Here is a 19,801-nt window from a genome sequence, read left to right on the forward strand (position 1 = left end):
AGTGCCTTTTTCATTGCTAGTGCATGTCTGATCAAGCAAAACTGCTGAGGCTGCCCTTCATTTTCTTCAAGGCTGCGCTTTCGATCTGGCGTATGCGTTCGGCAGAGACACCGTATTCATCGGCCAGCTCGTGCAGGGTAGCACCTGTACCATCATCATTTTTCAACCAGCGTGATTCTATGATGTGGCGCGAACGTGCATCCAGCTTGGACAAGGCAGATTCCAGTCCTTCGCTTTGCAGACGGTCATACTGACGTGTTTCCAGAACACGGGTAGGCTCGTCGGATTCCGTTTTCAGATAGGCGATAGGGGCAAATTTCTCATCGTCATCATCCGTCGGCGCATCCAGGGCAATATCATGACCGGACAAACGCATTTCCATTTCGATGACTTCTTCGCGTTTGACATCCAGTGTTGATGCCAGGGCATCAATTTGCTTGGGTGTCATCGCGTCCAGACCTTCTTTATGGCTGCGCAGGTTAAAAAACAATTTGCGCTGGGCTTTGGTCGTTGCCACTTTAACCAGGCGCCAGTTTTTCAAAATGTATTCATGCATTTCAGCCTTGATCCAGTGCATGGCATAGGACACCAGACGCACGCCCTGGTCAGGGTCAAAACGTTTGACGGCTTTCATCAGGCCAATATTGCCTTCTTGAATCAAGTCAGCGTGTGGCAAGCCATAGCCGAGGTAACCACGGGCGATGGACACTACCAGACGCAGATGCGACATAACCAGTTGCTGCGCGGCAGCCAGGTCATTGTCATTACGTAATTTGTTTGCGAAGTCGATCTCTTCCTGATGCGTGAGCATGGGCAGGCGATTGACTGCAGAGATATAGGCATCAATATTACCCAGCGTACCACTGAAGCCCAGGGCCAATGCTGTGCTGTCAGTTGCAGGGATCAATTGTGTCGATGTAGTTGCCATTTTTCCTCCTTATTGCTGCCTTAAGAGTATCAATTACTCCTTTTGGCACTTTCAAGTTCCTATATTAGCACTCTCTTGAGAAGAGTGCTAATAATCAGATTCTATGAACTTCATCAAATAAATCTATTGAAAAACTAGCATTCATTTACAACATTTATATTGCTTAGATACGGCTCAGGCTTGAAAGTTGCAATCCTGTTGATGCAAATTGTAAGAGGCTGTTGCAAATCAAGGCGCCCGGCCAACTTCGTTGACGCAGGCAGCGCTAACATCATGTAGACGAAACAAAACCAGATTTATTTTGCAATGGCAGCTATTAATTTAACTTGCACGTGCCAGTTGTCTTCTTACTGACAGAAAAACGCCTACCAATCCTAGCAACATGCTAACAGCCAGGAGAATGGCGCTCTGTACGATACCCAACGGAGCAAGGTGGAATTCTGAGGCATATAATTTAGCAAATTCAGCAATAGCCTTGTTCAAAGGCTGCAGTGATGCAGCGATCAGGCCCAGTGCCAGGCCACCCGCCAATAAGCCAAGCAATGCGCCGGTATAGTAATAAGGTTTGTGGATAAAGCTATTGGTGGCCCCCAACAGGCGTGAGACGGCAATTTCAGCCCGGTGTGAAATGACTTGCAGACGGGTTGCATTAAACACCACGACCACCACCACCACACCCAGCGTGGCAGCCAGGAATAACAAACCCAGTTGCATGATCTGCACCAGTGCTGCCAGGCGCTTGACCCAGGCCGAGTCCAGTTGCACTACATCGACATCAGGCATTTGTTTGATTTCTTCTACCAGCGCCTCTATCTTGCCAGCCTCATTATTCGACATGGACAAGACATAGGCATCCGGCAAGGGATTGCCGCCCAGAGTGGATAAGACTTCGGCCAGATTGGATGACTGCTCCAGGCTGGCGAGTGCCTTGTCCTTGGGGATGAAGCTCAAGTTTGCCGTGATGTTTTTCTCTTTCAGCAATTTCTTCAAGGGTATCGACAAGGCAGTAGCAGTTGCCCTTGGCGTGTCCGGGCTGACGAAAATACTGATTTCAGGCTCTATTGATAGTTGCGAAGAGATCGGGCGTATATTCTCTATCAGGGTCAGGCCAGCGATGGGCAAGGCCAGTGCAATCGCAACAACCAGTACATTGAACAAGAAATTGCCAGGGCTGCCGCGTAAATGGGCAAACGCACTCTTGATGGCAAACAAATGCTGACGGAACCAGTTGGTCATGAATTCATCCTTATTATTCTGTCATGCAGGATCAGGCGGCGAGCGAGGATTTCCAGGTACTGACTACCTGACCCTGGCTGAGATAAATCACACGGCTGGCCTGATCGAGAAATTGTTCATCATGGCTGGAGATAATGCAGGTGACCCCCGCGCTCTGGAAAGCCTTGAGCGCACCCAATACCTTGTTGGCATTGTCGCGATCGAGAAAGGCGGTAGGTTCATCCGCCAGAATGATCTGTGGCCGGTTGACGATGGCACGGGCAATCGCCACGCGCTGTTGTTCTCCACCGGATAAAGCCAGCGGCAAAGAATAAGCTTTGTCAGGCAAGCCAACTTTTTCCAACGCTATGCGGGCGCGGGTTTCGGCTTCGCTATGGGAAGCACCGGTAACGATGATGGGTAGCATGACATTGGCCAGTACATGGCGGTCAGTCAATAGTTTTTGATCTTGCAAAATCAAGCCCAGCTTGCGGCGCAAATAAGGCAGGCTGCTGTTTTTCAGTTTGCCTATGTCCTGACCATTCACTTTGACTGTACCCGCTGTTGGCTTTTCTATGCCAGCGATCATCTTTAGCAAGGTGGACTTGCCAGCACCAGAGGGGCCAGCCAGAAAGATCAGTTCACCGGCGGCAATCGATAATGAAACATCCTTGAGCGCATAGACATCTTGCGAATATTGTTTGCTGACGTGTTCAAATTCAATCATGGTCGCGTATGGTCTTTTTGAGCTTCATCAATGGCTGTTGTGCTTGTTCTCAGTCACATTTAGCTGAACAGCGCGTCAACAAATTCCTGTGCATTAAACGGTTGCAAGTCTTCAATCTGTTCTCCTATGCCTATGAAATAGACGGGCACAGGGCGGTTCTTGGCAATCGCTGCCAGCACGCCACCTTTGGCAGTGCCATCAAGCTTGGTGATGACCAGACCAGTCAATTGCAGGGCATCATCAAAGGCTTTGACCTGGGCCAGGGCATTCTGACCAGTGTTACCGTCGATGATGAGCAAGACTTCTTGTGGCGCACCGTCCATGCCTTTGGCGATGACGCGTTTGATTTTCTTCAATTCTTCCATCAGATGTAGCTGGGTAGGCAGGCGGCCTGCAGTATCCACCATCACTACATCCGTACCACGGGCGCGGGCAGAGGCGACTGCATCAAAAGCCACTGCGGCAGGGTCGCCAGATTCCTGTGCGATGACGGTGACATTATTGCGTTCGCCCCAGATCGTCAGTTGCTCACGTGCTGCTGCGCGGAAGGTGTCGCCCGCCGCGAGTAAAACGGATTGCTGATGGCTTTGCATATGCTTGGCCAGCTTGCCTATCGTGGTGGTCTTGCCAGCACCATTCACACCAGTGATCATCATGACCAAGGGTTGATAACGGCCCAGTTCCAGTGGTTTTTGTAAAGGGGTCAGCAATTCCAGCAGTAACACTTTCAGGGCAGCCTTGACTTGCTCGGCATCCGTCAGCTTCTCTTCCTTGACCCTTTTCTTTAATCCATCCAGCAGGAATTGGGTAGCTTCCACACCTGCATCCGAGGTCAGCAGGGCAGCTTCCAGCTCTTCATACAAATCATCATCAATGCGGGCACCGATGAAGAGGGTGGTAAGATTCGAGGAAGTCTTAGCCAGCCCGGCTTTCAGGCGGCTTAACCATGAGCGTTTTTGCTCGGGTTCTGGTGCTTGAGGGGCTACAACATCTGCCAACGCTGGCTTAACTTCAGCCACAGGCGCAGGAGCGGTAACCGTGGTACCGATGGCAGGCGTAGCAACAGCAGGTGCAGGACTGGCTGGTGTTGTAACAACGGGTGCAGGATCAGCCACAACAACTGGCGCCTCTTCTTTGGGCTTCTTTTTGAAAAAACTAAACATCGGGATATTTGGGAGTGCGGGCGGCAAATAAGCCAGCCCTGATATTAGAATGCTGCCATTTTAACAGACAGCGCAACGTAAACTGATTTAGCCGTAGCAAGCATGCAATGAAAACAAATAGTAATAAAAAAACAAAAAACGCGACCGCAAAAACGTCGGTAGTAAAACGTCAAAACCATCAGGTCCGCATCATAGGCGGCGTGTGGAAACGCAGCCTGCTCAGCGTGGTTGATGCCGAGGGTTTGCGTCCTACGCCAGACCGCGTCAGAGAAACCCTGTTTAACTGGCTCAATCACTTGCTGCACAATAACTGGACAGGCGTGCATTGCCTGGATCTGTTCGCTGGCAGCGGTGCCCTGGGTTTTGAAGCTGCCAGTCGCGGTGCAGCTCAGGTCATCATGGTGGAGGCGCATACCCCTGCTTATAAGCAACTGGAGCAAGTCAGGGACAAACTGCAAGCCAGCCAATGCAAACTGATCAGGGCCGATGCTCTCAAGGCAGTTGAAAGTATGGCAAACCAGTCACAAAAAATGGATGTGATCTTCCTTGACCCTCCGTTTGAGCAGGATTGGCTGGGTCGTATCTTGCCAGCTTGCGCGCAATTGCTGAGCCCGAAAGGCTGTATTTATGTTGAATCCGAGTTTCCCCTGGCTGAAACTTCAGGCGATGCAGCGACAGAAGAAAAATTAGCTAAATTATTAAGTGGATGGCAACTTATCCGTGCCGATAAAGCCGGTAGTGTGTACTTCCATATACTGCAACGCAACATTTTGCCGCATGAGGCGCACGAAAATCAGGCATAATGCCTGCTCAACTTGGTGCATATCCTTATGCAGATTGCGAAAAAAGGGAGTGAAGATGGTCACAGCCGTTTATCCGGGAACATTCGATCCGCTGACACGCGGTCATGAAGATCTGGTGCGTCGCGCATCCGGTCTTTTTGATACTTTGGTGGTGGGTGTGGCGGATAGCAAAAGCAAGAATCCATTTTTCTCCCTGGATGAACGCCTGGAAATTGCCAATGAAGTGCTGGGACATTACCCGAATGTCAAAGTAGAGAGTTTCTCTGGTTTGCTAAAAGACTTTGTACGCAAAAATGATGCGCGTGTCATCGTGCGCGGCTTGCGTGCCGTGTCTGACTTTGAGTATGAATTCCAGATGGCGGGCATGAACCGTTATCTGCTGCCAGATGTAGAAACCCTGTTCCTGACACCTTCTGATCAATATCAGTTTATTTCAGGTACGATAGTGCGTGAGATCGCCATGTTTGGTGGCGATGTGTCAAAATTTGTTTTCCCTTCTGTCGATCGCTGGCTGAAGAAAAAGGTCGCTTTGCTGGCCGAGAACAAGTCTTAAAGTAAATATTAGCAGGTGCTGCCAGGCAGGTATAAGCTAAGCAGATATTGGCTGCGCAGCACATGAAAGTGAAGTGACAACATGGCCCTGATGATTACAGACGATTGCATCAATTGTGATGTCTGCGAACCCGAATGCCCCAACGACGCCATTTACATGGGGCCGGAAATTTATGAGATTGACCCGCATAAATGTACTGAATGTGTCGGTCATTACACTGAGCCGCAATGTCAGCAGGTGTGCCCGGTCAGTTGCATTCCTTTTAATCCTGAGTGGCGCGAAACCCCAGAACAGTTGAACGCGAAGTACGAGCAATTGCAGGCCGGCAAAAAGCCTGCGTAAGCATAAGCCCGGCCTAAAAACAACGCACCTGATTACGCCCGCCATTTTTTGCCTGATATAAGGCACGGTCAGCACGCAACACCAGATCACGGGCAATGCTGCTGGCATCGTCGTAATTGGTATTTTCATCAATGGTCGTCAGGCCTATCGATATCGTGGCCTGGCAAGTGCCAGCCTCACTCAATACAAAATCCTGGCCCTCGATACTCTTGCGTATACGCTCTGCTACTTGTATCGCATCATGCAAATTGGTGTTGACCAGCACCACCACAAATTCTTCACCACCAAAACGGCCCAGGGTGTCACTGAGACGTAATTCATCCTTGATGCGTTTTGCTACTTCTTTCAGCACATCATCACCGCCCTGATGGCCGTAACGGTCATTGATCTGCTTGAAAAAATCGATATCCAGATACATGCAGGCGATGCTGTATCTTTGTCTGCGTGCGCGGGCAATTTCTTCCAGCATGCGCTGTTCTACATAGCGGCGGTTGCTGACATTGGTCAAAGGGTCGGTCAGACCTATATAGGTCAGGCGCTCATTGTTGATGACGTTTTCCAGGCAGATCGCAATAATGGAGCCCAAGCGTTCAATAAAATCAGTCGCCATATTCGGCTGAAAACGGTCGGCCTTGAAGCTGCCCAGATTCAGGCAGCCTATCAGGCGGCCTTGCCTGCGCATGGGGATGATGGCGATACTTGCCGGTTTTTTATTGAAGCTGCTGAAGTAAGATGAATATGCCAGGCTCTGGTATAAACCTAACTGAGGTTTGCGCAGGGCAGTTTCCGGCTGGCTGAGTTCAACTTCATGTCGCAAAAAAATCAGATGCGGAAATTCATTCAAATCGATCTTGAGGTCGCACAGCATCTGCTGCAGATCGCCAAATTTGTCGAACAATACCAGCGACACGACATCGAGTTCCGAAGTGATTGCAAGAGCACTGAAAATATTCGTGATGAGTTCGCGAAAGCTGTTTGCGCCGATGATCTTTAAATCGAAACTCTGGTGACGCGCCATGATGCTTTGATTGCGATGGGCGAGTTCAAGCAAGCTGTCGAGCCGGGCACGCAGTGTCTGATTTTCATGCTGCAATTCCAGCAGCGCAGATGGAACTTCATCTGGCTCTATGTCGGTAGACGCTGGCATCATGCTTTCCATGTTGGCCCGTATTTAAAATGCGATATTCATATTGATGGAATCACCAACGCGCAGCAGTTGCCCAATACCCTGTTCGACGATGACATTCATGCCAAAGGTGATGCCGCCATCGACCAGGGGATTGGCCCGGTAGGTTTGCAGGATGTCCAGTGGGTCAGGACCAAATTCACCGGTACTCTGGTCTATTGATGGTATGGGGCAGCGCGGGCAGGGCTTCACCGGACGCAGTTGTATCAGGCTGCCAGCTTCAAAATTCTCGGCATAGTCTTCTTCAAAAGCTTCTATGCCATCCAGCACGATATTTGGACGAAAGCGGTTCATGGGTAGCGCGCTGCGGCCCTGTTTTTCCAGTCTCTGATTGAGGTCATCCAGTGAGGCAGATGCTGTCAGCAAGATAGGGTAGCCATCGGAAAAGCGGGTTGCTACCAGCTTGCTCCCCGTCCATTTCTGACTCGCATAGCGCTGCGTCTGTGGTGTGCTGCGTACCAGACGGCAAGGTGTATCCAGCGCCTTGCTGAACCAGTCTGCCATGGCCTGGCCGCAATCAAGGGCAGCGAAATTTTCTTCCCAGATAGTGACAGAGGTGGAGCGGGTATCTTCTTGCTGGTCCAGGGAAAGGACAGGCATGCCGGGGGCATGGATGTAAAGTCCGTCACTGTGAATTTCTGGCCGTATCAAAGCCATCTTTGGAAATTCTCTTTGCGTCAAAAACTGCCCTTGCTGGTTAACCAGCATCCATTCCCTGTCATGTATGCCCTCAAAACTGAGGCCGGTTTCGTTCAGCGTGGCTGCATTCAGCGCGATACCGGCGCAGGATTTGATGGGGTAAATGCTAAGGGACAGTATGTTGGGCATGATCTTGACGCAAATTAAGTAAGCCGGAATATATGTTCGTACTCATCTCTATTTATAAAATGAGTTCTGGCTATTTTAATGGCTAAGCTCTATTCATGCTGATGTTTCAGGCATATTCCATGCCAGTTCATTCATTGATGATGTGCAGCAATCATGCATTCCCCTGAAAAGCACGCCGGTAAGCAGAGGGGGAGATACTGAATTCGCGGGCGAAATAACGGCGCAGCAATAGTCCCGTACCAAAACCGGTATCGGCAGCAATATCATCAATCGCGCGTTTGCTGGTTTCCAGCTGGCGCTGGGCTTGCGCCAGCCTTTGATTCAATAACCATTTACCCACGGTCGTGCCGGTTTGCTGCTGGAAGTGACGGGTAAAGCTGCGTCTGCTCATCAAGGCTCTTTGTGCCAGCTGATCCAGTTGCTGTGGTTCGGCCAGATGGGCCAGCATCCATTCCAGCACTTTGGATAAACGGTCATCTGCTGCCAGTGCCGGTACAGGTTGCTCTATGTACTGGGCTTGTCCGCCCTGCCTGTGTGGTGCTACTACCAGCCGGCGGGCGACATGGGCTGCTACATCTGCACCGTATTCAGTGCGCAATACATGCAGGCAACAATCGATACCGGCAGCAGTACCTGCTGAGGTAATCACATCTCCATGATCCACATATAAGACATTTGGATCAAGGCTGATCTGTGGATAACGCTCCGAGAAAGATTTACACAGCGCCCAGTGGGTGGTAGCGCTGCGCTGATCCAGCAAGCCAGCTTCAGCCAACACAAAAGCACCAAGGCATAATCCGATGATGCGCGCACCACGCTGGTGAGCCTGGCGCAAGGCTTTCAATAAGGCTGGTGGAGCAGGGCGCAGGTCATCATGCCAGGATGGCACGATGACCATATCCGCCTTGAGCAGAGTAGACAGGCCATTCCGCACGCGTATCCCAAAACCGGCATTGGTGCGTACCTCAGGCTGCGTTTTTCCAGGCTGATCCAGGCAGACTTTGAGATCAAATACTGGCATCGCCAGCCCGCCATGATGTTCACCGAACACCATGCAGGGGACGGACAGGTGGAAGGGGCTGATGCCATCAAAGGCCAGCACGGCAATATTCACAGTATTGAGCGTATTCACGGGGTTTGATATCTGCATGGCCTGATTGTATCGAATATTGGCAATCGGGTCACTTATATTAAAGAGCGCCATGGCTGAGAATACAGTCCATGAACAGCGCTGCTGTTTGTTAAAACTACACTCTGTTAAAACCATCGCCGCCAAAGGATAATGTCATGACCACTACCACCAACGCCACTGTAAAACGCGCCCTGATCGTTATTGATGTGCAAAACGAGTACTTCACCGGCAATATGCAAATCAGCTACCCTGACCCGCAAGTATCCCTGCAAAACATAGGCCGGGCCATGGATGTGGCCAAGGCTGCGGGTATTCCTGTCCTGGTGGTTCAGCATTCTGCGCCAGAAAATTCACCTATTTTTGCCCGTGGTTCAAAAAGCTGGGAGTTGCATGACGTAGTTGCCAGCCGCCATGCTGATCACCGCATAGAAAAAAACATGGCCAGCGTATTCACAGGAACAGATGCCGCCGACTGGTTGAAAAAGAATGAGATCAATACCCTTAGCATCGTTGGCTACATGACGCATAACTGCAATGCCAGCACCATCTTTGAAGCAGCACATATGGGTTATCAGGTAGAAACCCTGAATGATGCAACAGGCTCTCTGCCTTATGAAAATGCTGCCGGTTATGCCACTGCAGAAGAAATCCACCGCGCCTTTAGTGTGGTCTTCCATTCCAATTTTGGTGCCGTCAGCAGCACCGATGCCTGGATTGCTGCCGTGGAAGCAGGGGTGCTGATGGATAGAGGTAATGTATACAGCTCGCATATGGCTGGCCGCCAACGTGCCGCAGGATAAAGCGCAGAAGCTCTTATCTTGTATGGAAAGCCCGGATTGCATCGCATCCGGGCTTTTTTGATTGGTGTAATTGGTGTAGATAGTACGAATGAAGAACGGTTTGATATAGGTAAGCAGAGTTTTCATTATTGATATTTTTGCCTCGCTGTCAGCGACAGGATTCAGCTTCACAGAAAAGCATTGACTTCTAAAAATGGTACCGCTACCATATTATGGTGATTTTATATGCTTCAGACATGATCGTAAAAAGTGAGACAGCAATCAAAAATTTAGTAAAGGACGTGAAATGCATCGTTTAATAGCATCACTGGGCAGTGTCATCTGCAGCACCATGCTTGCTGTGCTTGCCAGCCTGGCGACCGGTAGTACAGCACTTGCGCAAGCCAGGCCGCTTGCTGTTGCAGAGGTATCAGTTATCTCCTCATCACCGATACAAAACATCTATGGCCGTTCTCATACCAGCCTCAACGGACGCTGGAATTACATCATCGATCCCTATGAGATGGGTTATTACGATTACCGCCGCATGCCCTTTGATGAGTCAGCCACTGGCAAAGGCGGCTTTTATGATGACCGCGCACCCAAGGATAAAAACGACTGGGTCGAATACAATTTTGACCTGTCACCAACAATGAAAATACCGGGTGACTGGAATTCGCAGGCAGAAAAGCTGCAATTGTATGAAGGCACAATCTGGCTGCGTCAGGTATTTGATGTTGAGCCCAAAGCGGGCAAGAATTACTTTCTTTACTTCGGCGCAGTCAATTACGAGGCTCATGTCTATCTGAACGGTAAAAAACTGGGCAGCCATAAAGGTGGCTTCACACCATTTCAGTTTGATGTGACCGGCAAGCTCAACAAGGGCAGGAACTTTGTTGTCGTTAAGGCCGATAACACCCGGCATCAGCATGAAATACCTACCGTCAATACCGATTGGTGGAATTATGGCGGCATCACCCGCGATGTCTTGCTCGCAGAGCTGCCAGCTACCTATATCAATGATTATAAAATCCAGCTCGCCAAGGGCACTCTCAAACGCATAGAGGGTTTTGTGCAATTGGCTGGTGTGCGCAAGCCGGAAGATATCAGGATCAATATTGCCGAAGCAGGTATCAGCACTACCGTAAAAACTGATGCGAATGGCCGTGCGGCCATCAGCATCCCGGTGGAAAAAATGACGTACTGGTCGCCTGAAAATCCCAAGCTCTACAAAGTCGATATTGCCGCTGCCGGTGATACAGTCAGCGACCGCATAGGTTTTCGCACCATAGAAACACGAGGGCAGGACATACTGCTGAATGGCAAGTCGATATTCTTGCGTGGCATTTCCCTGCATGATGAAAATCCACTTATCGTTGGCCGTCTGCGTGGCCAGGCAGATATGCGCATGATGCTGCAATGGGCCAAGGAATTGAATTCAAATTATGTGCGCCTGGCACATTACCCGCACAGCGAAGAAATGCTGCGTCTGGCAGATGAAATGGGTTTGCTGGTCTGGGCTGAAGTGCCGGTGTATTGGACTATTTCCTGGACTAATCCTGACACTTACCAGAACGCCAGCCAGCAACTGACAGACCTGATGCTCAGGGATAAAAACCGCGCCAGCGTGATTATCTGGTCGATAGGCAATGAAACCCCGGTCAGTGAAGCCCGTAATGTATTCATGGGCAAACTGGCGAATACTGCGCGTGCCAATGATGATACCCGTCTGGTGGCTGCTGCACTCGAAGTGCACCGCGAAGGACATGAAGTCATCGTCGAAGACCCGCTGGCAGACAAACTGGATCTGGTCAGTTTCAATGAATATGCAGGCTGGTACTGGAGTAACACCAAAGAGATGCTGGATTATCGCTTCAAGATCAAATACAACAAGCCGGTAATCATTACAGAATTTGGCGCTGATGCCCTAGCTGGTTACCACGCCGATGCGGATACCCGCTGGAGTGAAGAATATCAGGAACTGCTATACCAGAACCAGTTCAAGATGCTGACCGCCATGCCCGGCCTACGCGGCATGACGCCATGGATATTGGTGGATTTCCGCTCACCACGGCGCCAGCATCCTTACTTTCAGGATTTCTGGAACCGCAAGGGATTGATCTCTGACAGCGGTAAAAAGAAGAAGGCATTTTTTACCTTAAAAAACTTCTATGACGGTGTGCAAAAGAAATATCAATAAATGAGCATGGTAAAGCACGATATGCATAATAATAAATCCAGAGCGTTGACAGCATTATTTGCTACCCTGATCCTGACGGCAAATGCGTCAGCACAAGACAGGCAGATACAGCAAAAAGTCGATGCACTGTTAAAACAGATGACGATGGAAGAAAAAGTCGGCCAATTACACCAGCTATCTGGGCGTGACTTGACTGGTCCTGCCAACAATAAAAATACCAACATCCTCGCAGAAATCCGCAAGGGGAAAATAGGCTCGATGCTAAATGTCAAAGGCGTCGCAGAAACCCGTGAAGTACAGGCGGCGGCCTTGCAATCACGGTTGAAGATACCTCTATTGTTCAGCCTTGATGTGATACATGGTTACAAGACCATCTTTCCCATCCCATTGGGTGAGGCAGCCTCCTGGGATTTGCAGGCCATAGAGCAATCTGCACACATCGCCGCCAAAGAAGCGGCAGCGTCCGGCATACACTGGACTTTTGCCCCCATGGTGGATATCAGCCGTGACCCGCGCTGGGGCAGGGTGATGGAAGGGGCGGGCGAAGATACCTATCTCGGCAGCCAGATTGCCAAAGCACGGGTACTTGGTTTTCAAGGAAAAAAACTCGGTGGTACTGATGCAGTCATGGCTACCGCCAAGCATTTCGCCGCCTATGGTGCTGCGACAGCCGGGCGTGATTACAATGCCGTGGATATGAGTGAGCATCAGTTGTGGGAAACCTATCTGCCACCATTCAAGGCGGCGGTAGATGCGGGCGTTGCTACTTTCATGAACTCCTTCAATACCCTGAATGGTATCCCTGCAACTGGCAGCAGTTATCTGCAGCGCGACCTACTCAAAGGCGCATGGAAGTACCACGGCTTCGTCGTTAGCGACTGGGCATCAATCGCTGAAATGGTCAAACATGGCTATGCCGCAGATATTCCTGACGCGGCGTTAAAAGCCATCAATGCAGGCAGCGATATGGATATGGAAGGCTTTGTCTATTCCAGCTCTCTGGCGCAACTGATCAAAAGCGGCAAAGTGAAAGAGGCTTTGCTCGACGATGCAGTCAGGCGCATCCTGTACAAGAAGTTTGAACTCGGTCTGTTCGATGACCCTTATCGTTTTTCAGATATAAAGCGAGAACAGGAGGTGATGAATGACCCCAGTCATCGATTGATAGCACGCGACATTGCGCGCAAGTCCCTGGTGCTGCTCAAGAACGACAAGCAGACCTTGCCCCTGAATAAAACCGCCAAATCCATCGCCGTGATAGGTCCATTGGCAGATGCGCGCCGTGACCTGGAAGGTGGCTGGATCGTTAAGTCAGATGCGGGCCAGGTGGCCAGTTTACTGGACGGCATACGCAGCCATGTAGAGAAAGACACGGAAGTGATTTTTGCGCCAGGCTGTGATATCGCCTGCTCTAAAACCGACGGCTTTTCTGCAGCACTGGCGGCAGTGGACAAGGCAGACACTGTCTTGCTGGTGCTGGGTGAAAGCTGGGACATGAGTGGTGAAGCGAAATCGCGTACCGAGCTGGGCTTGCCGGGTTTGCAGACGCAATTATTCGAGGCGCTGCAGGCAAAGGGTAAGCCAGTCACAGTAGTGATCATGGCTGGTCGGCCTCTGGTGTTCAATACTGTAGCTGATCATGCCGCCGCAATTTTGTACACATGGTTTGCCGGAAGTGAAGGTGGCAATGCGATTGCTGATGTACTGTTTGGTGATTACAGCCCTGCAGGAAAACTACCAATGACTTTTCCGCGCAGCGTAGGCCAGATTCCCATTTCATACGACCATTATGAAACCGGGCGACCTGTGCAAGACGTGAAAAATGTTGTCTATAAATCCGCCTATATTGATGCACCAAATACGCCGCGTTACGCCTTCGGGCATGGCTTGAGTTACACCGAATTCAGCTATAGCAATCTGAGTTTCAGTAATACAAGCATGTCGCCCGGCGCTACCGTGACTGTCTCATTTGAGTTGCACAATACTGGCAAACGGGATGGTGAGGAAGTGGTGCAATTATATTTACGAGACCCGGTTGCATCAGTAGTACGTCCCGTCAAACAACTGAAAGGTTTCCAGAAAATCAAACTGGCAGCAGGTGAGCAAAAGCGCGTGTCGTTCAGCATAGACCAGGCCATGCTGTCGTTTTATGACAGCAAATTGAAATGGGTAGCTGAACCAGGCAAATTTATCGTCATGCTGGGCAGTGCGTCGGACGATATCCGTTTGACTGGTGAACTGCAGTTTCTGGACAAGCTGAAGTAAGATTGGCAACAGAATTGTCAGCAGCGGCCTTGCCGTTGGCAAATGGCTATGGGCGAATTTGCAATGCTATAATTTATCGATGAAAAACAAGTCATCCTCTACAGCGACAGCCAAACCTGATATTGCAACTGAAGCACTCGCAACCGATGTGCTTGCGCCTGATCCTGTGCGCCGCAGCCGCCGCTCCAGCGGTGGCTTTACTTTGCGCGACGTGGCAAAGCTGGCCAATGTCGCGCCTATCACTGCATCGCGGGCATTGAATACCCCTGATGCAGTGTCTCCCGCCATCCTGGCGAGAGTAAAAGAAGCGGTAGAGCGCACTGGCTATGTGCCCAATTTGCTGGCAGGTGGCCTGGCTTCGAAAAAAAGCCGCCTGGTGGCTGCGGTGGTACCTACCATCACTGGTTCGGTATTTTTAGAGATGGTGCAATCCCTGACCAAGTCGTTGGCAGATGAAGGCTACCAATTGATGCTGGGCCAGGCTGGCTATGAAAACTCGCGTGAAGATGCTTTGCTGGAAGCCATCATAGGGCGCCGTCCAGATGGCGTTGTCCTGACCGGCATCATGCGTTCAGAGCTCGGTCGTAAGCGCCTGCTCGCCAGCGGTATCCCGGTAGTGGAAACCTGGGACCTGACACCTACCCCTATCGATATGCTGGTCGGTTTTTCTCATGAGAAAATCGGTGAGGCAGTCGTCAAATACCTACATGGTCGTGGGCGCAAGCGCGTAGCCACCATCAGCGCCAATGATGAGCGCGCAGCACGCCGCAACAAGGCATTCTCTGATGCAGCTCTGGCCCTGGGCATGGGGTCAGCAGGTGCGAATGAAGTTGCGACTTGCATAGTCAAGGCACCGACCACACTGGGCAGTGGCCGTAGTGGCTTGCGCACTTTACTGGAGAATGATCCTGCCATCGATGCCATCTTTTGCAGCTCAGACATGATGGCTCAGGGTGTCATCATAGAAGCGCAGGCAATGGGTATAGCCGTGCCAGCAAAGCTGGCAGTGATAGGTCTGGGCGACCAGGAATTTTCAAAAGACCTCAATCCCTCGCTGACCAGCGTGCGCATAGACGGTACCGCCATAGGCAGCCTGGCAGCGCGCTTCATTATTGATCGTGTTGATGGCAATCCTGTGACAGACAAAGTCAAGGATATAGGTTTTTCTATCGTCGAACGTGACAGTGCCTGATGTTGAATTTTGATTTTTAAGCGTATTCAGTTTCTCTGACCGGGCTTAGTATGTTTTTAACGCGCCTGGTCTATCATCTTTCCTGCCTTGATTCCTTGACTGCGATAGTTTGCATACTGCTTTACATAGCAAGTTGCATGTCTCGTTGTATTTTCGTTTTGATTTCGGCGCTACTTAACACGATTTTTCAATCTCCTACAATTCGCTCAAGAAATTGATTGACTTCCAAAAAAGGTACCGCTACCATAAATTCATTGTTTGGTAGCGGTACCATCAAAGATAAAATTAAAATGAAATCGGCTAACTTTAACAGTCTTGAATCAGCTTGTTCGCTATCACGGCGCACTGATGACGTAGGTCAGTAGTAAAGCCTTTGAAGAAATAATCCAGAACAAATTTATATAAAAACCATCTCTATTTTTTATGCAGACACCAGTGTTTCCCAATGTAAGCAACCCACGTCCTCAAGTGCATGTCACGCCTGTCGTGACCCGATTGCAAGTGATCCCTGTGGCTGGTTATGACAGCATGCTCCTCAATCTCAGTGGCGCACACAGCCCTTACTTCACCCGCAATATTGTGATCCTGACCGACAGTGCAGGCAATCAGGGGGTTGGCGAAGTACCTGGCGGCAGCGAAATTGAAAAAACCTTGAAAGACGCACGCCCTTTTATCATCGGTCAGCCTGTAGGCGCATTCAATAGCATGCTCAATCAAGTCCGCACGGTATTTGCCCAGCGTGATGCCAATGGTCGCGGACATCAGACTTTTGACTTGCGTATCACTGTGCATGCAGTTACTGCGCTGGAATCTGCTCTGCTGGATTTGCTGGGCAAATTTCTGGGCGTGTCAGTTGCCACCTTGCTCGGTGAAGGCCAGCAGCGCAGCCAGGTCGCCATGCTGGGATATCTGTTCTACATCGGCAACCGCCATGACACCAATCTGCCTTATCCTGATCCAGACACTGTAGCCGGGCCAGATGATGACTGGGCGCGCCTGCGCTGCCAGCCAGCACTTGATACCAGGGCTGTGATTGCATTGGCAAAAGCCGCGCATCAGCGCTATGGTTTTCGCGACTTTAAACTTAAAGGGGGCGTATTACGTGGCGAAGAAGAAATAGAAACCGTCACTGCTCTCGCTGAAGCATTTCCTGACGCTCGTATTACCCTCGACCCCAATGGCGCATGGTCCTTAAAAGATGCCATACGCTTGTGCCGTGATCGTGCTGATGTGCTGGCCTATGCCGAAGACCCTTGTGGTGCAGAAGATGGTTTTTCAGGCCGCGAAGTGATGGCAGAATTTCGCCGTGAAACTGGTTTGCCGACAGCCACCAATATGGTCGCAACCGACTGGCGTGAACTGGGACATGCCGTACAGCTGAGGGCAGTCGATATTCCTCTGGCTGATCCGCATTTCTGGACCATGCAAGGCTCAGTGCGTGTCGCACAGATGTGCAAGGAATGGGGGCTGACCTGGGGCTCGCATTCAAATAATCACTTTGATATTTCGCTGGCGATGTTCACTCATGTGGCCGCCGCCGCACCAGGGAAAATTACTGCTATCGATACGCACTGGATATGGCAGGACGGCCAACGCCTGACGCTTGCGCCACTGACAATCAATAATGGCATGGTCGATGTACCTGACAAGCCAGGCCTGGGTGTCGAGCTGGACATGGCAGCAGTAGAAGCGGCACATCAACTCTATCTGAATATGAGATTAGGTGCACGGGATGATGCAGTTGCCATGCAGTTTTTGATTTCGGGATGGACTTTTGATAACAAGAAACCTTGTCTGGTACGTTAGGGGAAAGCACAAAAAATTCAGTGTATCTATCAAAAAATAAGTAAGAGCAGTGCCGTAGTAATAAAACCATTATAAAAATTATTAAATCGCAAGGAGACGAAAATGTTCCGCAGTAATACCAATACCAAACATAGCAATCAACAAAAAAAGTATCGTCGTGACGTAACTCAACAGTATCAATTGACGCCAGTTACGGCTGCAGTGGCATTGGCAATGTTGAGTTTCATGAATACGGCCAATGCGCAGCAAGCTTCTGCTAATGTGCCGGCAGCTACAGCGAATAAAGCTGCGCCAGTGAATACAGAGGTGGATGAAAAAGGTCTGGCCAAAGTAGTCATCTCCGCCAACAAGCGCGTAGAGAAATTAGAAAATGTGCCAATGTCGATTTCCGTTATTGGCGAAGAGCAATTGCAGCGCAATAATGTGCGCGACCTTGACGACATCATAGACTTGTCACCAGCCTTGACCAAGACCCAGAGTGACAATCCCGCAAACACGGGTTTGAACATGCGCGGCATAGGCACCCAGTCAATAGGCATAGGGGTGGAGTCTGATGTCGCCGTGATCGTCGATGATATTCCTATCGGTATGCAGGTACAGGCTTTTCGTGATCTGGCAGATGTCTCCCGCGTAGAAATCCTGAAAGGCCCGCAGAGTACCCTGTTCGGAAAATCGGCCATTGCCGGTGCCATCAATATCGTCACCAAACCTATCTCCGGCCCCATCGTTTCGCGTGCCAGTGTATTGCTGTCCAGCGACAGGGAATGGCGTCTGGGTGCATCGGTGGGTGGTGAAGTGTCAGAAAAATTTGGCTTCCGCATCGCTGCCAGCAATAATGACTATCCCGGTAACGTGAATAACCTGACCACCGGTAAAATGACCAATGGCTCTGCCGGTAAAACCTTTTTGGGTAAATTCAACTGGCACTTGACAGATGATCTCGACATCGATTTTTCGCCGCGCTATAACTATACAAAAACCGATTGCTGCGCACTGGTCATCACCAGTCTGACTGGCACCAATATACAAAACGGCTTGCTGAATAATTCCCCAGCCATGCCTATCTCACAAGTGCTGGCGGGCATTACGCCTGGCCCGGACAACCGCACTATCCGCAATGACACATTCACAGGGCAGGAATCGACTACGCGTGGTTTTGGCCTGAGGGTGAATTACCAGTTGCCTAACGGCGCAACCCTGACTTCGATTACTTCGGGTGACCGCTATCACGCCTACGATTCGCGTGACCAGGATTTTACCGATGCACCGGTCATGCTGTACTACCCGGTGACAGGTTCGACCAAGTCATCAGGCCTGAACCAGGGAGCAGAGCAGCATGGCCGTTTTGATGTGATTTCACGCACGCAGGAGATACGCCTGGTGTCAGCGGATACTGGCAACTTTCGCTACGTCGCCGGTCTCTGGTATGGCAAGAATGAACTGGCGCGTTACTTCAAGCGCGGGGAAAACGGCCTGGTCGCGACCAGTCCTACCGAGTTTTATGGCGATACCTATAATATCAACAAGGCAGTATTTGGCCAGGCCAGTTGGGAATTCCTACCTACTTATACTTTGACTACAGGAGTACGATTTAACAGGCAAGAATCCGGTTATCATTTTTCCGGAACTGGAAACCCTTCCAAATTGGCGTTGGGCAGCCCCTATGTCGCCGTCAATAACTTCTCCAGCGTTGGCAATGTAGAAAACGCCACCACTGGCAAGCTGAGCTTGCAAAAACAATTCACGCCTACCTTGATGGGCTATATCTCTGCATCTACCGGCTATAAGGGTCAGGCTTACGATATCACCAGCAGCCTGTCTGCCTTGACCGCATCGCAGCAACCCGTCAAATCAGAGACGGCCAAGAGTTTTGAAATCGGCATGAAGGGTAACTTCCTGGATAACCGCCTGACCGTGGCAGCAACTCTGTTCAACAGCAAGTTCAAAGACTATCAGCAAAATTCAGGCAGCTATATTCCAGATACCCTGATTTATCAGACCCGCCTGAATAGTCTGGAAGGCGTGCAGACACGCGGGGCAGAACTGGACATCAATGCACTGGCAAGCAAAGATTTGCTGATCAATGCCAATTTCGCTTATACCGATGCCACCATTACCTCTTTCAAGAACTCTACCTGTTATCAGGTGACTGGCAGCCCTAACGGTGGTTTCAACGACACCTGTATCTTGAAAAACCCTTTGTATGGCGATCAAAATACCAATGACGTATCTGGTGGGCGCATGCCATTCTCACCAAAGCGCAAAGCCAGCGCAGGTTTCAAATATGATCTGAAATTGCCTGAGATGAGTTTTGATGCCTACGTCACCGGGAATGTGGTGTATGCGAGCGACATGATTTCCAATCTTGACCAAAACCCGCTTAACTTTGTGCCGGCAACTACCTATGTGCATGGCGGTTTTGGTTTCCGTGAAAAGTCTGGCCGCGCTACCTTGAGTTTCAGGATCAATAATCTGTTTGACCGTCAATACCGCGCCAACCGCTCTTTCCCATTGGCCAGCTTCAATGCCACAGGAACCAATCCACCAGCCAATATCACGACCACGACATGGACGCCGACACGGAATGCATTCCGTTATGTATCCGTACGCCTCGATGTGAAGTTTTAAGTACTGACTTGTGCCCCGGTTGCTGCTGGCAACCGGGGCATTAACCCGAAATTA

At 50.4% G+C, this 19,801-nt stretch carries 16 protein-coding genes; 9 read left to right on the forward strand and 7 right to left on the reverse strand.

Translation table 11 applies throughout. The annotated features are described in order from the left end of the window. Nucleotides 1–31: 31 nt before the first annotated feature. The 4 genes from rpoH to ftsY form a co-directional block, all read right to left on the reverse strand. Nucleotides 32–928, reverse strand: coding sequence for an RNA polymerase sigma factor RpoH (gene rpoH, locus AC3WQT_RS15325; protein WP_110256444.1), 897 nt, complete (start codon nt 926–928; stop codon nt 32–34). A 321-nt stretch (nt 929–1,249) separates the two neighbouring features. Then, nucleotides 1,250–2,164 carry a cell division protein FtsX gene (locus AC3WQT_RS15330; protein WP_492704846.1) on the reverse strand — a complete coding sequence of 305 codons (915 nt, stop codon included), beginning with the start codon at nt 2,162–2,164 and terminating at the stop codon, nt 1,250–1,252. 31 nt (nt 2,165–2,195) lie between these two features. Continuing rightward, nucleotides 2,196–2,870 (reverse strand): cell division ATP-binding protein FtsE, encoded by a 675-nt coding sequence (locus tag AC3WQT_RS15335; protein WP_492704848.1) that lies wholly within the window; start codon nt 2,868–2,870, stop codon nt 2,196–2,198. A 59-nt stretch (nt 2,871–2,929) separates the two neighbouring features. After that, entirely contained in the window at nt 2,930–4,033 is a 1,104-nt protein-coding gene (gene ftsY, locus AC3WQT_RS15340) for a signal recognition particle-docking protein FtsY (RefSeq protein WP_492704850.1), read from the reverse strand. A gap of 107 nt (nt 4,034–4,140) precedes the next feature. Between ftsY and rsmD the strand changes: the two genes are divergently transcribed. The 3 genes from rsmD (at nt 4,141) to AC3WQT_RS15355 (ending at nt 5,731) form a co-directional block, all read left to right on the forward strand. After that, a complete protein-coding gene (gene rsmD / locus AC3WQT_RS15345) occupies nt 4,141–4,836 on the forward strand; it encodes a 16S rRNA (guanine(966)-N(2))-methyltransferase RsmD (RefSeq protein ID WP_492704852.1) in 696 nt (231 codons plus the stop codon). A 55-nt stretch (nt 4,837–4,891) separates the two neighbouring features. Then, nucleotides 4,892–5,389, forward strand: coding sequence for a pantetheine-phosphate adenylyltransferase (gene coaD, locus AC3WQT_RS15350; RefSeq protein ID WP_110256449.1), 498 nt, complete (start codon nt 4,892–4,894; stop codon nt 5,387–5,389). 81 nt (nt 5,390–5,470) lie between these two features. Further along, nucleotides 5,471–5,731 carry a YfhL family 4Fe-4S dicluster ferredoxin gene (locus AC3WQT_RS15355; protein ID WP_492704854.1) on the forward strand — a complete coding sequence of 87 codons (261 nt, stop codon included), beginning with the start codon at nt 5,471–5,473 and terminating at the stop codon, nt 5,729–5,731. Between the two features lie 13 nt (nt 5,732–5,744). On the opposite strand, the gene AC3WQT_RS15360 is transcribed toward AC3WQT_RS15355, so the two are convergent. The 3 genes from AC3WQT_RS15360 to AC3WQT_RS15370 all read right to left on the reverse strand — a co-directional run bounded on the left by AC3WQT_RS15360 (nt 5,745) and on the right by AC3WQT_RS15370 (nt 8,895). Next, nucleotides 5,745–6,881 carry a DUF484 family protein gene (locus AC3WQT_RS15360; protein ID WP_492704855.1) on the reverse strand — a complete coding sequence of 379 codons (1,137 nt, stop codon included), beginning with the start codon at nt 6,879–6,881 and terminating at the stop codon, nt 5,745–5,747. 21 nt (nt 6,882–6,902) lie between these two features. Further along, nucleotides 6,903–7,745, reverse strand: coding sequence for an MOSC domain-containing protein (locus AC3WQT_RS15365; RefSeq protein ID WP_492704857.1), 843 nt, complete (start codon nt 7,743–7,745; stop codon nt 6,903–6,905). Nucleotides 7,746–7,896: 151 nt separating this feature from the next. Next, nucleotides 7,897–8,895 carry a GlxA family transcriptional regulator gene (locus AC3WQT_RS15370; RefSeq protein ID WP_492704859.1) on the reverse strand — a complete coding sequence of 333 codons (999 nt, stop codon included), beginning with the start codon at nt 8,893–8,895 and terminating at the stop codon, nt 7,897–7,899. A 137-nt stretch (nt 8,896–9,032) separates the two neighbouring features. Here AC3WQT_RS15370 and AC3WQT_RS15375 point away from each other — a divergent pair, with 137 nt between their 5' ends. The 6 genes from AC3WQT_RS15375 to AC3WQT_RS15400 all read left to right on the forward strand — a co-directional run bounded on the left by AC3WQT_RS15375 (nt 9,033) and on the right by AC3WQT_RS15400 (nt 19,747). Beyond that, a complete protein-coding gene (locus AC3WQT_RS15375) occupies nt 9,033–9,677 on the forward strand; it encodes a cysteine hydrolase family protein (RefSeq protein ID WP_492704861.1) in 645 nt (214 codons plus the stop codon). A 286-nt stretch (nt 9,678–9,963) separates the two neighbouring features. Then, entirely contained in the window at nt 9,964–11,856 is a 1,893-nt protein-coding gene (locus AC3WQT_RS15380; protein WP_492704863.1) for a glycoside hydrolase family 2 protein, read from the forward strand. Between the two features lie 21 nt (nt 11,857–11,877). Next, nucleotides 11,878–14,121: a beta-glucosidase BglX gene (gene bglX / locus AC3WQT_RS15385; protein ID WP_492704865.1), complete on the forward strand. Its 2,244-nt coding sequence runs from the start codon at nt 11,878–11,880 to the stop codon at nt 14,119–14,121. Between the two features lie 79 nt (nt 14,122–14,200). Continuing rightward, entirely contained in the window at nt 14,201–15,313 is a 1,113-nt protein-coding gene (locus tag AC3WQT_RS15390; protein WP_492704867.1) for a LacI family DNA-binding transcriptional regulator, read from the forward strand. Between the two features lie 435 nt (nt 15,314–15,748). After that, on the forward strand, nt 15,749–17,119 hold the full coding sequence (locus tag AC3WQT_RS15395; protein WP_492704869.1) for an enolase C-terminal domain-like protein: 1,371 nt from the start codon (nt 15,749–15,751) through the stop codon (nt 17,117–17,119). Between the two features lie 102 nt (nt 17,120–17,221). Further along, nucleotides 17,222–19,747 carry a TonB-dependent receptor gene (locus AC3WQT_RS15400; protein WP_492704871.1) on the forward strand — a complete coding sequence of 842 codons (2,526 nt, stop codon included), beginning with the start codon at nt 17,222–17,224 and terminating at the stop codon, nt 19,745–19,747. The last annotated feature ends 54 nt before the right edge of the window (nt 19,748–19,801 follow it).

It is taken from the genome of Undibacterium sp. FW305-107, from assembly GCF_058788535.1.